This window comes from Cohnella suwonensis (assembly GCF_042655365.1).
GTDB classification, from domain to species: Bacteria; Bacillota; Bacilli; order Paenibacillales; family Paenibacillaceae; genus Cohnella; species Cohnella suwonensis.
In genome coordinates, this window is sequence record NZ_JBHSMH010000009.1 from 1 (window position 1) to 13,766 (window position 13,766).

Annotated in this window: 14 protein-coding genes and 1 pseudogene; 6 read left to right on the top strand and 9 right to left on the bottom strand. The window is 57.2% G+C overall.

What is annotated here, in order from left to right; all coding sequences use genetic code 11:
• Positions 1 to 530 precede the first annotated feature (530 nt).
• A complete protein-coding gene (locus ACFPPD_RS06100; protein WP_209751850.1) occupies positions 531 to 677 on the bottom strand; it encodes a hypothetical protein in 147 nt (48 codons plus the stop codon).
• Positions 678 to 771: 94 nt separating this feature from the next.
• A complete protein-coding gene (gene ku, locus ACFPPD_RS06105; protein WP_209751848.1) occupies positions 772 to 1,620 on the bottom strand; it encodes a non-homologous end joining protein Ku in 849 nt (282 codons plus the stop codon).
• A gap of 139 nt (positions 1,621 to 1,759) precedes the next feature.
• Here ku and ACFPPD_RS06110 point away from each other — a divergent pair, with 139 nt between their 5' ends.
• Together ACFPPD_RS06110 and ACFPPD_RS06115 are read left to right on the top strand one after the other, a co-directional pair.
• Positions 1,760 to 2,254: a ferritin-like domain-containing protein gene (locus ACFPPD_RS06110; protein ID WP_378081537.1), complete on the top strand. Its 495-nt coding sequence runs from the start codon at positions 1,760 to 1,762 to the stop codon at positions 2,252 to 2,254.
• A 139-nt stretch (positions 2,255 to 2,393) separates the two neighbouring features.
• On the top strand, positions 2,394 to 3,365 hold the full coding sequence (locus tag ACFPPD_RS06115; RefSeq protein WP_209751846.1) for a DNA-methyltransferase: 972 nt from the start codon (positions 2,394 to 2,396) through the stop codon (positions 3,363 to 3,365).
• Positions 3,366 to 3,411: 46 nt separating this feature from the next.
• Here ACFPPD_RS06115 and ACFPPD_RS06120 read toward each other — a convergent pair.
• Positions 3,412 to 3,777: pseudogene (locus tag ACFPPD_RS06120) on the bottom strand (carbonic anhydrase); the annotation flags it as partial.
• A gap of 155 nt (positions 3,778 to 3,932) precedes the next feature.
• Here ACFPPD_RS06120 and ACFPPD_RS06125 point away from each other — a divergent pair.
• From ACFPPD_RS06125 to ACFPPD_RS06135, 3 genes are all read left to right on the top strand, one after another.
• Positions 3,933 to 4,862 carry a phosphodiester glycosidase family protein gene (locus ACFPPD_RS06125; protein WP_209751844.1) on the top strand — a complete coding sequence of 310 codons (930 nt, stop codon included), beginning with the start codon at positions 3,933 to 3,935 and terminating at the stop codon, positions 4,860 to 4,862.
• A 26-nt stretch (positions 4,863 to 4,888) separates the two neighbouring features.
• The gene (locus ACFPPD_RS06130) at positions 4,889 to 5,908 is read left to right on the top strand and encodes a glycosyltransferase (protein WP_209751842.1); all 1,020 of its coding nucleotides are present in this window, start codon (positions 4,889 to 4,891) and stop codon (positions 5,906 to 5,908) included.
• Between the two features lie 130 nt (positions 5,909 to 6,038).
• Complete coding sequence (locus tag ACFPPD_RS06135) at positions 6,039 to 7,889, top strand: ABC transporter substrate-binding protein (RefSeq protein ID WP_209751840.1); 1,851 nt, start codon at positions 6,039 to 6,041, stop codon at positions 7,887 to 7,889.
• 36 nt (positions 7,890 to 7,925) lie between these two features.
• On the opposite strand, the gene ACFPPD_RS06140 is transcribed toward ACFPPD_RS06135, so the two are convergent.
• Both ACFPPD_RS06140 and ACFPPD_RS06145 read right to left on the bottom strand, forming a co-directional pair.
• Entirely contained in the window at positions 7,926 to 8,126 is a 201-nt protein-coding gene (locus ACFPPD_RS06140) for a hypothetical protein (protein ID WP_209751838.1), read from the bottom strand.
• Positions 8,110 to 8,589, bottom strand: coding sequence for a flavodoxin (locus ACFPPD_RS06145; protein WP_209751836.1), 480 nt, complete (start codon positions 8,587 to 8,589; stop codon positions 8,110 to 8,112). Before ACFPPD_RS06145 ends, ACFPPD_RS06140 begins: the two co-directional genes overlap by 17 nt.
• Before the next feature lie 875 nt (positions 8,590 to 9,464).
• On the opposite strand from ACFPPD_RS06145, the gene udk reads away from it, so the two are divergent.
• Positions 9,465 to 10,088, top strand: coding sequence for a uridine kinase (gene udk / locus ACFPPD_RS06150; RefSeq protein ID WP_209751834.1), 624 nt, complete (start codon positions 9,465 to 9,467; stop codon positions 10,086 to 10,088).
• Positions 10,089 to 10,269: 181 nt separating this feature from the next.
• Here udk and ACFPPD_RS06155 read toward each other — a convergent pair whose 3' ends face one another.
• The 4 genes from ACFPPD_RS06155 to ACFPPD_RS06170 all read right to left on the bottom strand — a co-directional run bounded on the left by ACFPPD_RS06155 (position 10,270) and on the right by ACFPPD_RS06170 (position 13,222).
• On the bottom strand, positions 10,270 to 11,124 hold the full coding sequence (locus ACFPPD_RS06155; RefSeq protein ID WP_209751832.1) for a patatin-like phospholipase family protein: 855 nt from the start codon (positions 11,122 to 11,124) through the stop codon (positions 10,270 to 10,272).
• Between the two features lie 81 nt (positions 11,125 to 11,205).
• A complete protein-coding gene (locus ACFPPD_RS06160) occupies positions 11,206 to 12,117 on the bottom strand; it encodes an aldo/keto reductase (RefSeq protein ID WP_209751830.1) in 912 nt (303 codons plus the stop codon).
• A gap of 39 nt (positions 12,118 to 12,156) precedes the next feature.
• Positions 12,157 to 12,615 carry a DUF3995 domain-containing protein gene (locus ACFPPD_RS06165; protein ID WP_209751828.1) on the bottom strand — a complete coding sequence of 153 codons (459 nt, stop codon included), beginning with the start codon at positions 12,613 to 12,615 and terminating at the stop codon, positions 12,157 to 12,159.
• Positions 12,616 to 12,670: 55 nt separating this feature from the next.
• A complete protein-coding gene (locus tag ACFPPD_RS06170; RefSeq protein WP_209751826.1) occupies positions 12,671 to 13,222 on the bottom strand; it encodes a TetR/AcrR family transcriptional regulator in 552 nt (183 codons plus the stop codon).
• Positions 13,223 to 13,766 lie beyond the last annotated feature (544 nt).

Below are 13,766 nucleotides of genomic sequence, written 5' to 3' on the forward strand. Positions count from 1 at the left end.
CTGTTTTGCTGTTTTCGTGCAAAAAAAAGAGCGGGCTATCTTTTCGATAACCTGCTCTTGTTCTTGATTTTGGCCCTGCTCCTTAACTTAATGACATTGCTTCCGCCGTTCGCTTTCTCCCGGGGCAGTCCGCCCATGGATAAAGCCGATTCGGCTACAAGTCGTCTTCGCTTCGCGCTTATGTAGATGTTCGCCGAGCCAACGGGATCAACCGTCGCCCCGATCGTTCAGCCTCTCTTTATCGCGTCCGCAAAGACTTCGAATATGCAATTGAGGATTCGCAAAATGGCTCTCATGCCCTTGCTCATCGCGCTTATTATACGTCTCGATCGCCTGTAACAATGGATTCATTTTCCTCGCCTCGCTTTCGTTTTCGTTTCGATGTGGCTCATCATAGCATCGTTTCTTTTTCGCTGTCAACCATATTTTTTTATTTATGGGAAAAAATATATTTCCGCAAAACCGCCTGCGACAATATAAAAAGGGCCGCCCGCAGGCAGCCCTCTCGCACTCGATCGATCGTTCGTCCGTTAAATCGTTAACGGCCTTAATCGTGCCGCGAAGAAAGGAGTACCGACGTCTCGAAGCTGAGGCGCATACGGAAAGAAATGGCGATCCGTCTCCGGATTCCACTGTAGCTTGTTCTCGATAACGCCGTAGTAACTCGCGTTCATCATCTCGACCGTCTCCTTTCCCTCGAAAAGTAATGTGCCAATCATAAGCGACGCCTCAAGCGGCTGTCAACGGATTTTTTTCCATTTTCGCCTCCGCCTAATGAGTCTGGTTGAAATCCGACTGCGCGAACGGGTCTCCCCCCGCTCCCTTCACGGCATCCAAACTCGTGGTCAGCGAGGCCAGCAGGTCGTCCAGATTCGCCGCGTTCCGGCGCAGCGCCGGCTCTTCGGAAACCGCGGCCGTTCTAGGCGCGAGCTTCGTGAGTTTGCCTTCGATCAGCCCCCGTAGAGCGACGTCGTAATGATTGACGTACCGGGCTCCTTCGAACGGCGAAGTCATCGCCGCGATCAACTGATTAAACACGAGCAGATGGGCATCCGGAACGGGCGGCTTCGCCGCGGCCGTCGGGGAAGTCGCGTACACCGGCGCCATCGGCCGCACCTCGTCCTCGTAGAGCATCGTCGACAGCACGAGTCCGTCGCCGAGCGGCCACAACGCGGCCAGGCTCTGGACCGAACGTAGCGTCACGTACCCGATGCCGACTTTCCGGGATTGCCTTAACGACGCCTGAAGCAACCGAAAACCTTCCTCCCCGACCTCGTCCGTGCCGACGTAATAGTGTTTTTTCAACCGTACCCGATCCACTTCCGTCTCGTTCGCGAACTGCTCGATAATCATCGTCTTGGAAGCCGCGGGCGCGATGCTTTTCAACTCTTCTTCCGTAATCTCCACGCTGTTTCCGCCGCCCAGATCATAGATTTTCCGGATATCCTGAGGCTCTATCTTGGCGTCGCACGTCTGGCAATACTTCAAATGGGACACCGAACCCCCGCATACGGCATGCATCTGCCTGAGCGATAACTCCTTGTCCTCCGTCGCGGCGTATAGCTTGACCGGGATTTGGATTTTGGCGATTTGTACGGTACCTTTCCACATCGCGTGCATCTATCATTTCTCCCCTGCTAGAGTCGTATATTCCTTGTATTGCCCTAGCGGGGACAAACGATACTCGCGCGGCCTTCCCCTCACCGATTCCGAGGGCGGCGCATACCCATAAAGGGAATCCCTACCTGGAGGTCAAAGCATGTACGATTGGAGATATGCATACGGCTCGTATTACCCAAGAAGCAAGGACGCGATGTCGTATTGGGCGACGGACTATCCGCAGGCGCTGGAAATGATCAAGCAAGCCGTGCAAGGAGAACGAAACGACGAACTGTTCTACGACGATTTGATCTCGCTAGCCCCGACGCGGGAGCAGAAGACGATCATCTCTTCCATCCGCGACGACGAAAGAATCCACAACCGCATCTACCGGACGATGTACCGCCAGTTGACCGGACAAGACGTTCCCGCAGGAAGCGGCGACGAACCTTACGCGAAGCCGTCTTCCTACGCGACCGGTCTTGCCCAAGCGCTGTTCGGGGAACTCGGCGCGGTGGAGAAATACCGGACGATCGCCTTCAGCCTGCCCTGCGGCCCTTATCGCGAGAACGTGGTCGGCATCATCATGGACGAACAGAAGCATGCGGACAAATACAACTATTTGCTCGGCTTGACGAAAGCTTCCGCCCGCTAAACGCGCTCCGAGAGCCTTCGGCGAGTATCCGCCGGGGGCTTTCTTTTTTACGAAATCGGCAGTCCGCTTCCTAAGGGATGAAAGAATAGAGCGCGGCGTATATAATAGCTATTGTCGGGAATCGAGAGGGGCGCGCAGGATGGAACACGAAGAGGAAAGCCGTCGGGCAGGGCGAAACCGCACCGTTACGCTGTCCGAGGAAGAACGGGCATCGTACGGTCGTCGCCTGCTTACGTTAAGCCGGCCGGCAACGGCCGCGGAATTAATGGACAAGACCGTCCATCAGAACCTGCTGGAGGCGCTGGACTATTTTCCGGACGCATTCGTCGACCTGCTCTTCATCGATCCCCCTTATAATCTAACGAAAAATTTCAACGGCAAAACGTTCTCGCGGATGGACAACGAGGGCTATACGGAATGGCTGGATGGTTGGTTCTCCCGCATCGTCCGCCTATTAAAGCCGAACGCGACCGTATACGTCTGCGGGGATTGGCGCTCCAGCCATGCCATCTACGAAGTCGCGTCCAAGCATCTGCTCGTCCGCAACCGGATCACGTGGGAACGGGAGAAAGGCCGCGGGGCGCTGAGTAACTGGAAGAACGCCTCCGAAGATATCTGGTTCTGCACGAAGTCGGCCGATTACAAATTCCATGTGGACAGGGTCAAAATCAAACGCAAGGTCATCGCCCCCTATCGGAAGGAAGACGGCAAACCGAAGGATTGGACCGACGACGAAAGCGATGGCGGCAAATACCGGCTCACGTACCCTTCCAACGTGTGGACCGATCTGACCGTCCCGTTCTGGTCGATGCCGGAGAACACCGATCATCCGACGCAGAAACCGGAGAAATTGCTCGCGAAGATCATTCTGGCAAGCTCCGACGAGGGAGACGTCGTGTTCGACCCGTTCATGGGCTCCGGCACGACGTCGGTCGTCGCGAAGAAGCTGAACCGTCGATACGTCGGCGTCGAGATCGACGAGACCTATTGCTGCCTCGCCGAGAAGAGGCTCGCGCTCGCGAGCGAAGACGCCGCGATCCAAGGCTTCTCGGAAGGCGTGTTCTGGGATCGGAACACGCTTCGCGAGCAGAAAAAGAAGGAGCGCCTCTAGGCCGTTGCGGCCGAGGCGCTCTTCTTCTGTTTAAAGGCGGCTCTGTTTATTCCCGGTAATCTTCGACGATGACTTCGACTTCGCCGGTTTCCGGGTTCATGACGAGACCGTGAACCGGGATAGCCGCCGGGAACAGCGGGTGCCTGCGAATCATCCGCACGCTGTGCATGACGCCCTCTTCGGGATGGCCGAAGCCTTTCAGGAACTTGTCCATGCGAATTCCCGAATCTTCGAGCGTCTTGATGACGAGCGGATCGATTCCGTTCTCGATGAACTTGCCGACCATCCTCGAAGGATCGATCTCCGTCATCCCGCAGCCATGATGGCCGATCACGATAACCTCTCGCGCCCTGAGCTCGTAAACGGCGACCAGAATGCTGCGCATCGCGCTGCCGAACGGCTGGGTCAGCCGCGCGCCGACCTTCTTTTTTCCCTCCCGGCATTCAGAAACGTTTCAGCCCCGCCTCAGGCTCCCTTCAGCTTCGTTTCATTCCGTCTTCACTTTACGATGCGACAATTTCCCTACTTCGAAAACACGAAGTCACATCGGGAAAGGAGCCTCATTCCATGAGTCGCAGAACAAAGAAAATCGGACTGATCGTCCTCATCGTCCTATCCATTATCGCGGCGGTCCTCTATAAGCTCGCCGACCGCTATTTGATCGAACATATCGAAGTCGTCGTGAACGACGGCCCCTCCGCCGGCGCGAACGCGACAGCCGCCGTCACCGATCCCGGCAGCGTCCAGTCGGACGACTGGAGCTACAAAGATTCGGACGTCTCTATCCAAATCGATAAAGTTCAGAAGGGCTCCGGCGAAGACATCGTCACCTACTACGTCGCCGACGTGCAGCTCTCGGACAATTCCCGGCTGCGCACCGCGTTCGCCAAAGACGCGTTCGGCACGAACGTCGTCGAGAACACGTCCGACATCGCCGCCGGCAAGAACGCGGTCCTCGCCATCAACGGCGATTATTACGGCTTCCGCAGCGACGGAGTCGTCATCCGCAACGGTACGGTCTATCGCGACGAACCCGCGCGGACCGGTCTTGTACTATTCAATGACGGCCTCATGCGCTCGTACGACGAAGAGACTGAATCGGCGGACTCCTTAATAGCGCAAGGAGCGACGAACGCCTTCTCCTTCGGGCCCGCGTTGGTACAAGACGGACAAGTCGCGGGAGACTTCTCCAGCGTGAAGATCGATAAAAACTTCGGCAACCACTCGATTCAGAATGCCAATCCGCGTACCGGCATCGGGATGATCTCGGCGAACCATTACGTTTTCGTCGTCGTCGACGGCCGCAGTTCCGGGTACAGCAAAGGAATGACGTTAACGGAGTTCGCGGACCTGTTCGTCGAGTTAGGCAGTAAAGAAGCTTACAACCTGGACGGGGGAGGCTCGTCCACCATGTATTTCATGGGACGGGTCGTCAACAATCCGCTCGGCCGGAACAACGAACGCGAAGTCAGCGACATCATCTACGTCACGCCTTAATTCGCATCATAAGGAGGAGCTAACCCATGACGACAACGATCCTCATTCCGGCTTACGAGCCCAATCATAAACTGCTTACGCTGATCGATCGACTGAAAGACGCCGGCTTCCGCTCGATCGTCGTCGTTGACGACGGCAGCGGCGAACGCTATGCCGACCTATTCCGGTCCGCCGGCAAAGCCGGGTGCGCCGTCTTGACCCACGTCGCGAACCGCGGCAAAGGCCGCGCGCTGAAAACCGGCTTCCAACATTTAATGCGCGAAGGAATCGCGACTTGCGTCGTGTGCGCGGACAGCGACGGCCAGCATCTGCCCGAGGATATCCGCAGAATAGCCGAAACCGCGGCCGATCGCCCGGGCCAGATCGTACTCGGCACCCGGCGGTTTACCGGCAACGTGCCGCTTCGCAGCCGATTCGGCAACTCGGTGACGCGGGGCGTCTACGCTTTCGCGACGGGCACGCCCATCCATGATACCCAAACGGGCCTGCGCGGTTATTCTTCCGACATGTTGGAATGGTTATGCCGCGTGTCCGGCGAGCGGTTCGAGTACGAGATGAACCTGCTGCTCGAAGCGCCGTCCGCCGGTTATTCGTTCCACGAAGTGCCGATCGATACGGTCTACTTGAACAAGAACGAGTCGTCGCACTTCCGGCCGCTTGCCGATTCGGCGAGAATTTATTACCCGATCGTCAAGTTCGGCGCCTCTTCGGCGGGAGCGGCGTTAGTCGACTTCTTCCTCCTGCTGGTCATCCAGATCGCCACGATGAATTTGTTGTTCGCGGTCATCGGGGCGCGCGTCTGCAGCTCGATTCTGAACTACGCCGTGAATCGCAAGTTCGTATTCTCGCGAGGGCGTCCCCGTTCGGCCGTCTCGCGTTCGATGCCCCGTTATTTTGCTCTCGTCGCGTTGATTCTGGCGCTGAACTACGGCTTGATGTTCGCCTTCCACGAACGGCTCGGTATCGCTCTCGTTGCGGCCAAGCTGTTGACGGAAGGGTCGTTGTTCCTGTTCAGCTATTGGGCCCAGCGCAAGCTCGTATACTGAGGATCGCGCCCGTTACCGGGAGCAAACGCCCGTCCAAGCCAAGCGATCCCGACGCAAGCCTTGACCCGGAGGCGGATTCCGGATTTATAATGGAGGCATATCGTCCGTTGAACTTCAAGGAGGAAGCCTCATGCAGTTGTACCAGCAATACGCGACCTTAAAGCATGCGCTTCTTCGCGAGAATCGCCACGGCGGCGACGAGGCCTCGGACATTCCGGTCACGGTCAAGGAGATCTCGGGCTGGCTTTATTGTACGGAGCGTAACGTCAAACACATCCTGAAGCGAATATCGGAACTGGAATGGATTGTATGGATGCCCGGACGCGGCAGGGGGAACCGTTCGCGAATTCGCTTTCTCGCCGTCGCCGAGGAGCTGCTTCTTCAAGAAGCGCAAGAGTTCGCCCGGCAAGGCAACCTGAAAGCCGCGATGGAGGTCTTCCGCTTGGATGGACTGGAATCGTGGGCGTCGGAGAAGTTCCTGGCATGGCTCGGGGGATACTTCGGCTATCAGCAAACCGAAGAGATCGGAGGGGATAAGCTTCGATTGCCGACGAAAGCGAAAATCTACACGCTAGACCCTGTTCATCTCTACTACGCAAGAGACGTGCACTATGCCAAAATGGCGCTCGAAACGCTCGTCCGTTACGATCCCGCGAAGCGTTCGGTCGTCCCCCATCTCGCCCATGACTGGGACTGCGACGAACAAGGCCGGAAGTGGACGTTCTACTTGCGCAAAGGGGTCAAGTTCCATCATGGTCGCGAAATGAAAGCATCGGACGTCGCCTACTCCTTAAGGCGGTTGCAATCCGGTCAGGCGACGGACACGAATAGCTGGCTAACGGATACGTTCGCAAGCGTAAAGGCTTTAGGCGGCCGGATCGTGGAAATCGAGCTGAGCTCGTCCAATTACATGTTGCCGAATCTGCTCAGCGCGTCCCCGATGTCGATCGTCCCCGAAGATATTTATCGCAACGCGGAGGCGAACGGAACGGACATCTCGAAGTTTCCCGTCGGTTCCGGACCTTTTCGCGTCGCTAAGCACGACGAAGGCGTTCTCGTCCTCGAAGCTTTCCCCGACTATTGGGGGGAGCGCGCGCACTTGGACAGCGTGGAGTTGATGGTGATTCCGAAAGAATTGGAAAATCCGGACGGCTCCTCCGGCCTCCGCTTCCACCTGGGGAGCGAGGATTTCGTCAAAAACATCCGTTTCGACTACTCGAACTGGCGGCAGATGCCCGTCATGACGCTCGGTTGCACGATGCTTGCGCTCAACTCGATCAAGGCCGGACCGATGCGGGATGCCAAGCTGCGCGAAGCGATCGGCGCGGCGCTCGACCGGAGAGAGCTCGTCAAGCAACTCGGCAAGGGCATTCCCGCAACGGGATTCCTTCCTCCGAGAGCCGGGGAGCCCGCCGCGCCCGAGTATGAGGATCGCAGATTCGACGATGCCCGGGAGCTCGTGAAGCGATCGGCTTATCGCGGAGAGACGTTAAAGCTGATGTCGACGGAGCCTTTACGCATCCAAGCCGAGTGGCTGATCCGCCGGTTCGGGGAAATCGGTCTTGCGGTCGAGGTCGAGTACATCAGCAACAACGAAATACCCGATTGCGATCGGCTGCTGGAAGGCGACCTGATGCTCGGCGGCGTCGTCGGGGACGACGACGAAGATCGGTGCTTGCTGGAAATGTACAAAATGAACAATCTCTTCGTTCGTTCCTACATGGACGACGGCATGCGCGCGGCCGCCGACGCGGAAATCGTCTCCCTGCTGGCCGAGCCGAGCAACGAGAAGCGCAACGCCCGCATTCGCGGCTTGCAGCGCCTCCTGACGGACGGCCATTGTTTCCACTTCCTGCTCCATGTCCCGCAGAATACCGTATTCAACCCGAAGCTTCAGGGCATGTCGATCAATTCGCTCGGTTTCGTCGACTACAAGAGCGTCTGGTTCCGATCGCATTCGGCCGGCGATTCGGGCAAGTAACGCGCCGGGCAAGCAACGCGCCGGCGGAGCTTACGTTCAAGACCGTTGTGCGGGATTCGCCGGCGGACGCCTTCGTTTGTCCGACTCTTCCGCGTTGGCCGCGATAGGCCGAGTCAGCAATTCGAGAAGGGACTCCGGAGGCGATATCGCCTCCGGGCCGTCCGCTGAGACGCCGAACTCCTCTTCCGCTTCTTTGCCTTCTTGAAGCGATTGATAAATGCTATAGAGCAATCCCATTGCCGGATGCCTCCTTCCTTGCCGCGAGCGAGCGTACGAACCGTCGCCCGTATTCTTTGCATAGCTCCCTCTCTTCGGCGCTAGGGGCGAATTCGATTTTCAACCCTTCCAAGACGACTTCCGAGCCTCTTTCCGCCAGTTTGCCGATCAGAATATCGACGGCCGCCCCATACTCCGGATAGTTCGAGTCGCACGAGCCGAATACCGCCGACTTCGTTCCTTTCAAATCGATCGCGTTCATCCGATCGTAAAATTCGAGAAATTCGTCGGGCAACTCCCCGTCTCCCCACGTGTAAGCGCCGAGCAGAACGCCCTCGTATCCGGCCAGTTCCGCGGCGTCTGCGTCCATGACGTTCTTCGTCTCCAACGACGCTCCCGCTTCCCGCGCGCCTTCGGCGATCGCTTCGGCGATTTCTTCCGTGTTGCCGGTCATGCTGGCATAGACCAATAAAATGTCTGCCAAGTCGGTTCCCTCCCCATGCTATGGCGCTAAGCTCCTTCGAGCGGACGGCGAATCTCATTTTCACGCCCATCATAATTGATAATGATTATCATTGTCAATTTATTGTAGGAAAAAATTCACTATGACCGGGGTTTTGTCCCGAGAATGGGGAACAGCTGCAGGTTACAAAATTTATATATTGTTATTTATCTGATAATTCAGAATTTAATATAGACAAGCTTCCCGGGCTCTGCTAAGATTACGGTACAGGAAAGGAGGTGCGTCAACATTCAGAGTCAGATGTTGAACGTATCCCTTACCCGATCCGGCTCGTAGCAGCTTTGCAGCCGGAGGCGCGGGATACGGGTAGAGATCGGCCAAGCGCCTCTCGGGTAGAGAAAAGACCATCCTCGGATGTCCACGGATGGTCTTTTTTTCGTGCATGGCGGCCGGGTCGGGCTCGGCGGGGTTTACGAATTAGAGAGAATGAAGATGCGTTCACCACCGAGAATAGCCGGATAAATTCGGGCTATTGAGCGCTTCGGACTTGTTTTCGTGCGATTAGCCGGATAAATTCGGGCTATTGAGCGCCTCGGACTTATTTTCGTGCGATTAGCCGGATAAATTCGGGCTATTGAGTGCCTCGGACTTGTTTTCGTGCGATTAGCCGGATAAATTCGGGCTATTGAGTGCCTCGGACTTGTTTTCGCGCGATAAACCGGATAAATTCGGGCTATTGAGTGCCTCGGACTTGTTTTCGTGCGATTAACCGGATAAATTCGCGCTATTGAGCGCTTTTATCGGTTTCCCCTTGATCTCCACGTGTTTTCGCTTAGGCGCTATGCTACAATACGGGAATTACAATCGTCATCATGCGGGAGGTTCGCGTTAAGAATATGCTGATTATCGGAATCGCGGGAGGCACCGGATCGGGCAAGACGACGGTCGCCCGTTCCGTCATCGAACGGCTCGGCCCGGACAAAGTGACGTTCATCTCGCAAGACAATTACTACAAGGATCACGCCGGCCTGTCGAAGGAAGAACGGCGCGCGATCAATTACGATCATCCGCTCGTCTTCGACAACGAGTTGTTGGTCGAACACTTAAAGACGCTGAAAGGCGGACAAGCCGCCCTCGCGCCGGTATACGACTTCACGACCGATTCCCGGTCGGCTTCGGAGACGCAGGAGCTTCTGCCGCATCGCATCGTCATCGTCGAGGGGCTGCACGTCCTATCGGATGAAGGTCTTCGGCGCATGCTCGACATTAAAGTGTTCGTCGACACCGATCCCGACGTCCGCATCCTTCGCCGGGTGCTTCGGGATATCGAGGAGCGCGGGCGGACGATCCAATCCGTCTACGACCAATACATGAAGACGGTCAAGCCGATGCACGACGCGTTCGTCGAGCCGTCCAAAAAATACGCCGATCTCATCATCCCGGAAGGCGGGCAGAACGAGGTCGGCATCCAACTGCTGTCGATATTGACGGAAAGATATTTGAACGGCGAACGGGCTTAGCCGGCTTATTTGAAACTCAGGCCTCCGATCGGCCTTCTTCCGGCAACGTCGCGAGCTTCGCGACGATCGCCGCCCCTTCCGCGGCGCCTGATGGCCGTTGATGTCGGTCGCCGAGTATCCCGGGTCGGCCGCGGGTGCGTTCGATTATACAAAATGGCGTTCGGGACACGATGCCCAGCGTCTACTTCTCGCCGGCCCACGCCCTCAGCGACGGCAGCAGGCTCCTCGCGTCCTCGTAGCCCTGCTTGTACAGAGCGTCCAGCTTCGCCGGATCGCGTTCCATCCGTCCGACCGCGAGCGGCTCGAGCGGCCGGATGACGAAACACGAACCGTTCCGCTCCCGCTCGAGAACGTAATCCACGGTGCCGTTGTAGATGTCGTGGCGGGTCAGCAGGATTTTCAAAAACTCGGGGAATTTGCGGTATGCCCGCTTCACGACCCAGGAAAACTTGTTGCGGGATTTGCGGTAATCTTCGTTGCGGGTCAGGACGACGACGTTGCGGGCGAATCCGTCGCGTTCCGCCTGGCGGAGCGGAATCGGATCCGAGATGCCGCCGTCCAGCAGACGCCTGCCGTCGTATTCCACGATCGGCGCGATGAACGGCAACGAGCTAGACGCCCGAAGCACCTTCAGCAGATCCAGTCCCGGTTTGCTTTTCCGGTAGTACACCGTCTCCCCGGTCTCGATATCCGTCGTCCCGACGGCGAACTCTTCCTCGACTTCCCCGAACGTCTTGTAATCGAACGGAACGAGCGAATTCGGAATTTCGTCGAAAATGAAATCCATCCCGAACAGCTGCCCTTTCGTCCAGAAATTCCTCCAAGACAAGTAACGCGGATCCGAGACCCACTCCGTGTTCACGATTTTGTTCCGTCCCCGCTGCCTGGACAAGTAACTCGCCGCCATGCAAGCCCCCGCGGATACGCCAACCGTATAGGGAAAATAGATTCCTTGTTCCATGAAAAATTCCAGCACGCCCGCCGTATAGACGCCGCGCATGCCTCCGCCTTCCAATACGAGTCCGATACCGTTCATCCGAATCTCCTTACCATGCGACCGCATCCGAATATGAGAACAATAGATTCATTGTACCCATCAGCTCTTGGAAGAGTCAATTTAGCCGGAAATCCGATGCGCCTCGTAACGGTTCGCCTCGCTTGCGTCCCGAATCGTCGCCAGCTCCGTTGCCGTCAGCGCCGGTACGTCCGCCGCCTTAAGATTGAGCAGCAATTGCTCGAGGGAACTCGCGCCCGGAACGACCGCCGCCACGGCCGGATCGCTTAGCGAGTAGCGTATCGCCAGTTCCGTCAGGCTTCGGCCTTCTCCCGTCAGTTCGGATAATCTAGCGCGCAGCAAGCGTAGCTCCTCCAAGCCGTAGCCCAGATGAGGCTTGGCCGGCTCGCGGTTCGCGGCCAGCGAGCCGCCGGCGAGAGGCCCCCTCGCGATGACGCTAATGCCATGCTCGCGAAGAAGCGGCAACACTTGCTCCTCCGCCCGGCGGTCCGCGATGCTATAGGGATTCATGACGCTGGCGATCGACGAGCGCCCGGCGTATTCCCGGATGACGGTAGGCCGGATCGAAGAAATGCCGTAAGCCCGTATCCAACCTTCTTGCTTGAGCTCCTCGAACGCTTCGATCGTCTCGCCGATCGGGTCGTCCATCGTGCCGCCGTGCAGTTGAAACAGATCGATATAGTCTGTCTCCAGACGGCGCAAGCTGGCTTTGGCCGCCGACTTGATATACGCCTTGGAAGCATCCCACGTCCATCCGTCCTGTCCGGGGACGCGCCGGTTGCCCGCTTTCGTCGCGAGGACGACGCGATCGCGCCTGCCCTTCAACGCCTTACCCACGAGGCGTTCGTTCAGTCCGTCGTCGTAGAGATCCGCCGTATCGAGCAACGTGACGCCCCGCTCGATCGCCTCGTGCACGAGAGCGACCGCTTTACCTTCCTCCGTTCTGAGCGACATGCAACCGAGACCGATTTCGCCGACGAAGAGATCGGACGAGCCTAATTTATTTTGCTTCATGAATGGTTATTCCCCTTAATCGTAAATGGTTTCGAGCCGTCAGAGGACGGTAATCGTGAGCAATGCCGATCCCAGGAGGAAGCACAGCGGCGTATAGAGCTTCGTGTCCCAACGGGCGAACGTCGTACCCTTCAGGCGCTTGAACAGCCCCAAGTACTTGAAATCGCCGACCGCCCGGACGAGGAAGAGGGCGCCGAGAAACCACCCGCCGGCTTGCGACAGCCGCTCGGAGAACAATGCGCGAGGCACGGCTCCCCCCAGCTCCAGCGTCGCCCATGCAGCGACCGCAAGCAGCGCCGCCACGAGCAACGTGGCTAGCTTGCCCGGCCGGAACGCTTTTTCCTTTTTCGCGTCGGACGCCCTCTCGAACCCGCCGCTCGATCCGACTTCCGGCAACGCCGCCTCGTACCCTCTCTTGCCTCCGAAAGCCCAATACGCATGAATACCGCACAAGACGACCAAGACGCCACCGACCAACCAAGCCAATACTTCCGCCATTTCCGCACTCTCCTTTAATGGGATTGCAATCGTGCTTTCCACCGTACCCGTTCCGTTAGCCGAGCCAAGCCGACAGCACCGTTCGAACGTGGCGCTCGACGTTCGCTTCGCCCTGTTCCTCGTGCTTATGGCGCTCATACCAGCCCAAGTAGTAATGGTACAGCAACCATGCTTTGCGTTCCGCTTCCTCTTTCGGGTAACCGATCGCTTCGAACAGTCCCCCCGCGAACGAGACGCGGCTTCGTTCCAGCTCTTCGAGCGTCGCGACATACTCCGGTTCCTTCAGCGATAGCCGGCGCAGGAAAAAAAGAAAGTCCCCCAGCCGCGTCGCGGAGAACATCGCGGTCAACAACGACCTGAGCCTCTCGTCGGCCGAGCGCTCTATCTCCGATGTCCGGATGACTTGAAGCGTCGCCCGCTCCCTCCATGTCTCCACGATGAGCCGCACGAAGTTGTCGCGGTTTCCGAAATACCAATAAAAGCTGCTCTTGCTGCTCCCGAGCGCGGCCGCCATTTTCTCGACGACGAGTGACTCGTCCCCGCCCCTCGCGAACGTCTCCAACCCATGCTGCAACCATTGCTCTCTGGACGCGACGACTTTCGGCATGCGCGCTCTCCTTTCTGTACGGTAGCGTCTAGATAAACTAATTATATGGAAAAAGAAAGAAAAATGCCATGGCGAGATTGTGACGGTTTGTAAGGGACTGCGAGAGGGCGGCCGGGGAGTTGCTTGCGAAAGTCAGTAACGCCGGGTGGCGGCACCCTGTTGGGGAGATTTACTTTGCGATAGGCAGTAACTCCGGGTGGCTGGCCGTCTGTCGAGGCTAGTTACTTCGCTAAACACAGTAACTCCGAGCAGTTGGCCTTCTCTAGTGGTGAGTTACTTCGTGAAACGTGGTAACTCCTTGCGACTGGCCTCCTGTAGCGGCGAGTTACTTCGGGAAACGTATTAACTCTGCGCGGTTGGACTCCTGTAGCGGCGAGATACTTCGTGAAACACAGTAACTCCTTGCGATTGACCTCTTCTTGCGGCGAGTTACTTCGCAAAACGCAGTAGCATTGCATTAAAATATCAACAATTTGTCAAGGTGTTTTTCCGTAAGTAAAATGTGCTAAATTTGTAATATTTTATTTAATCATGCAATAAAAAA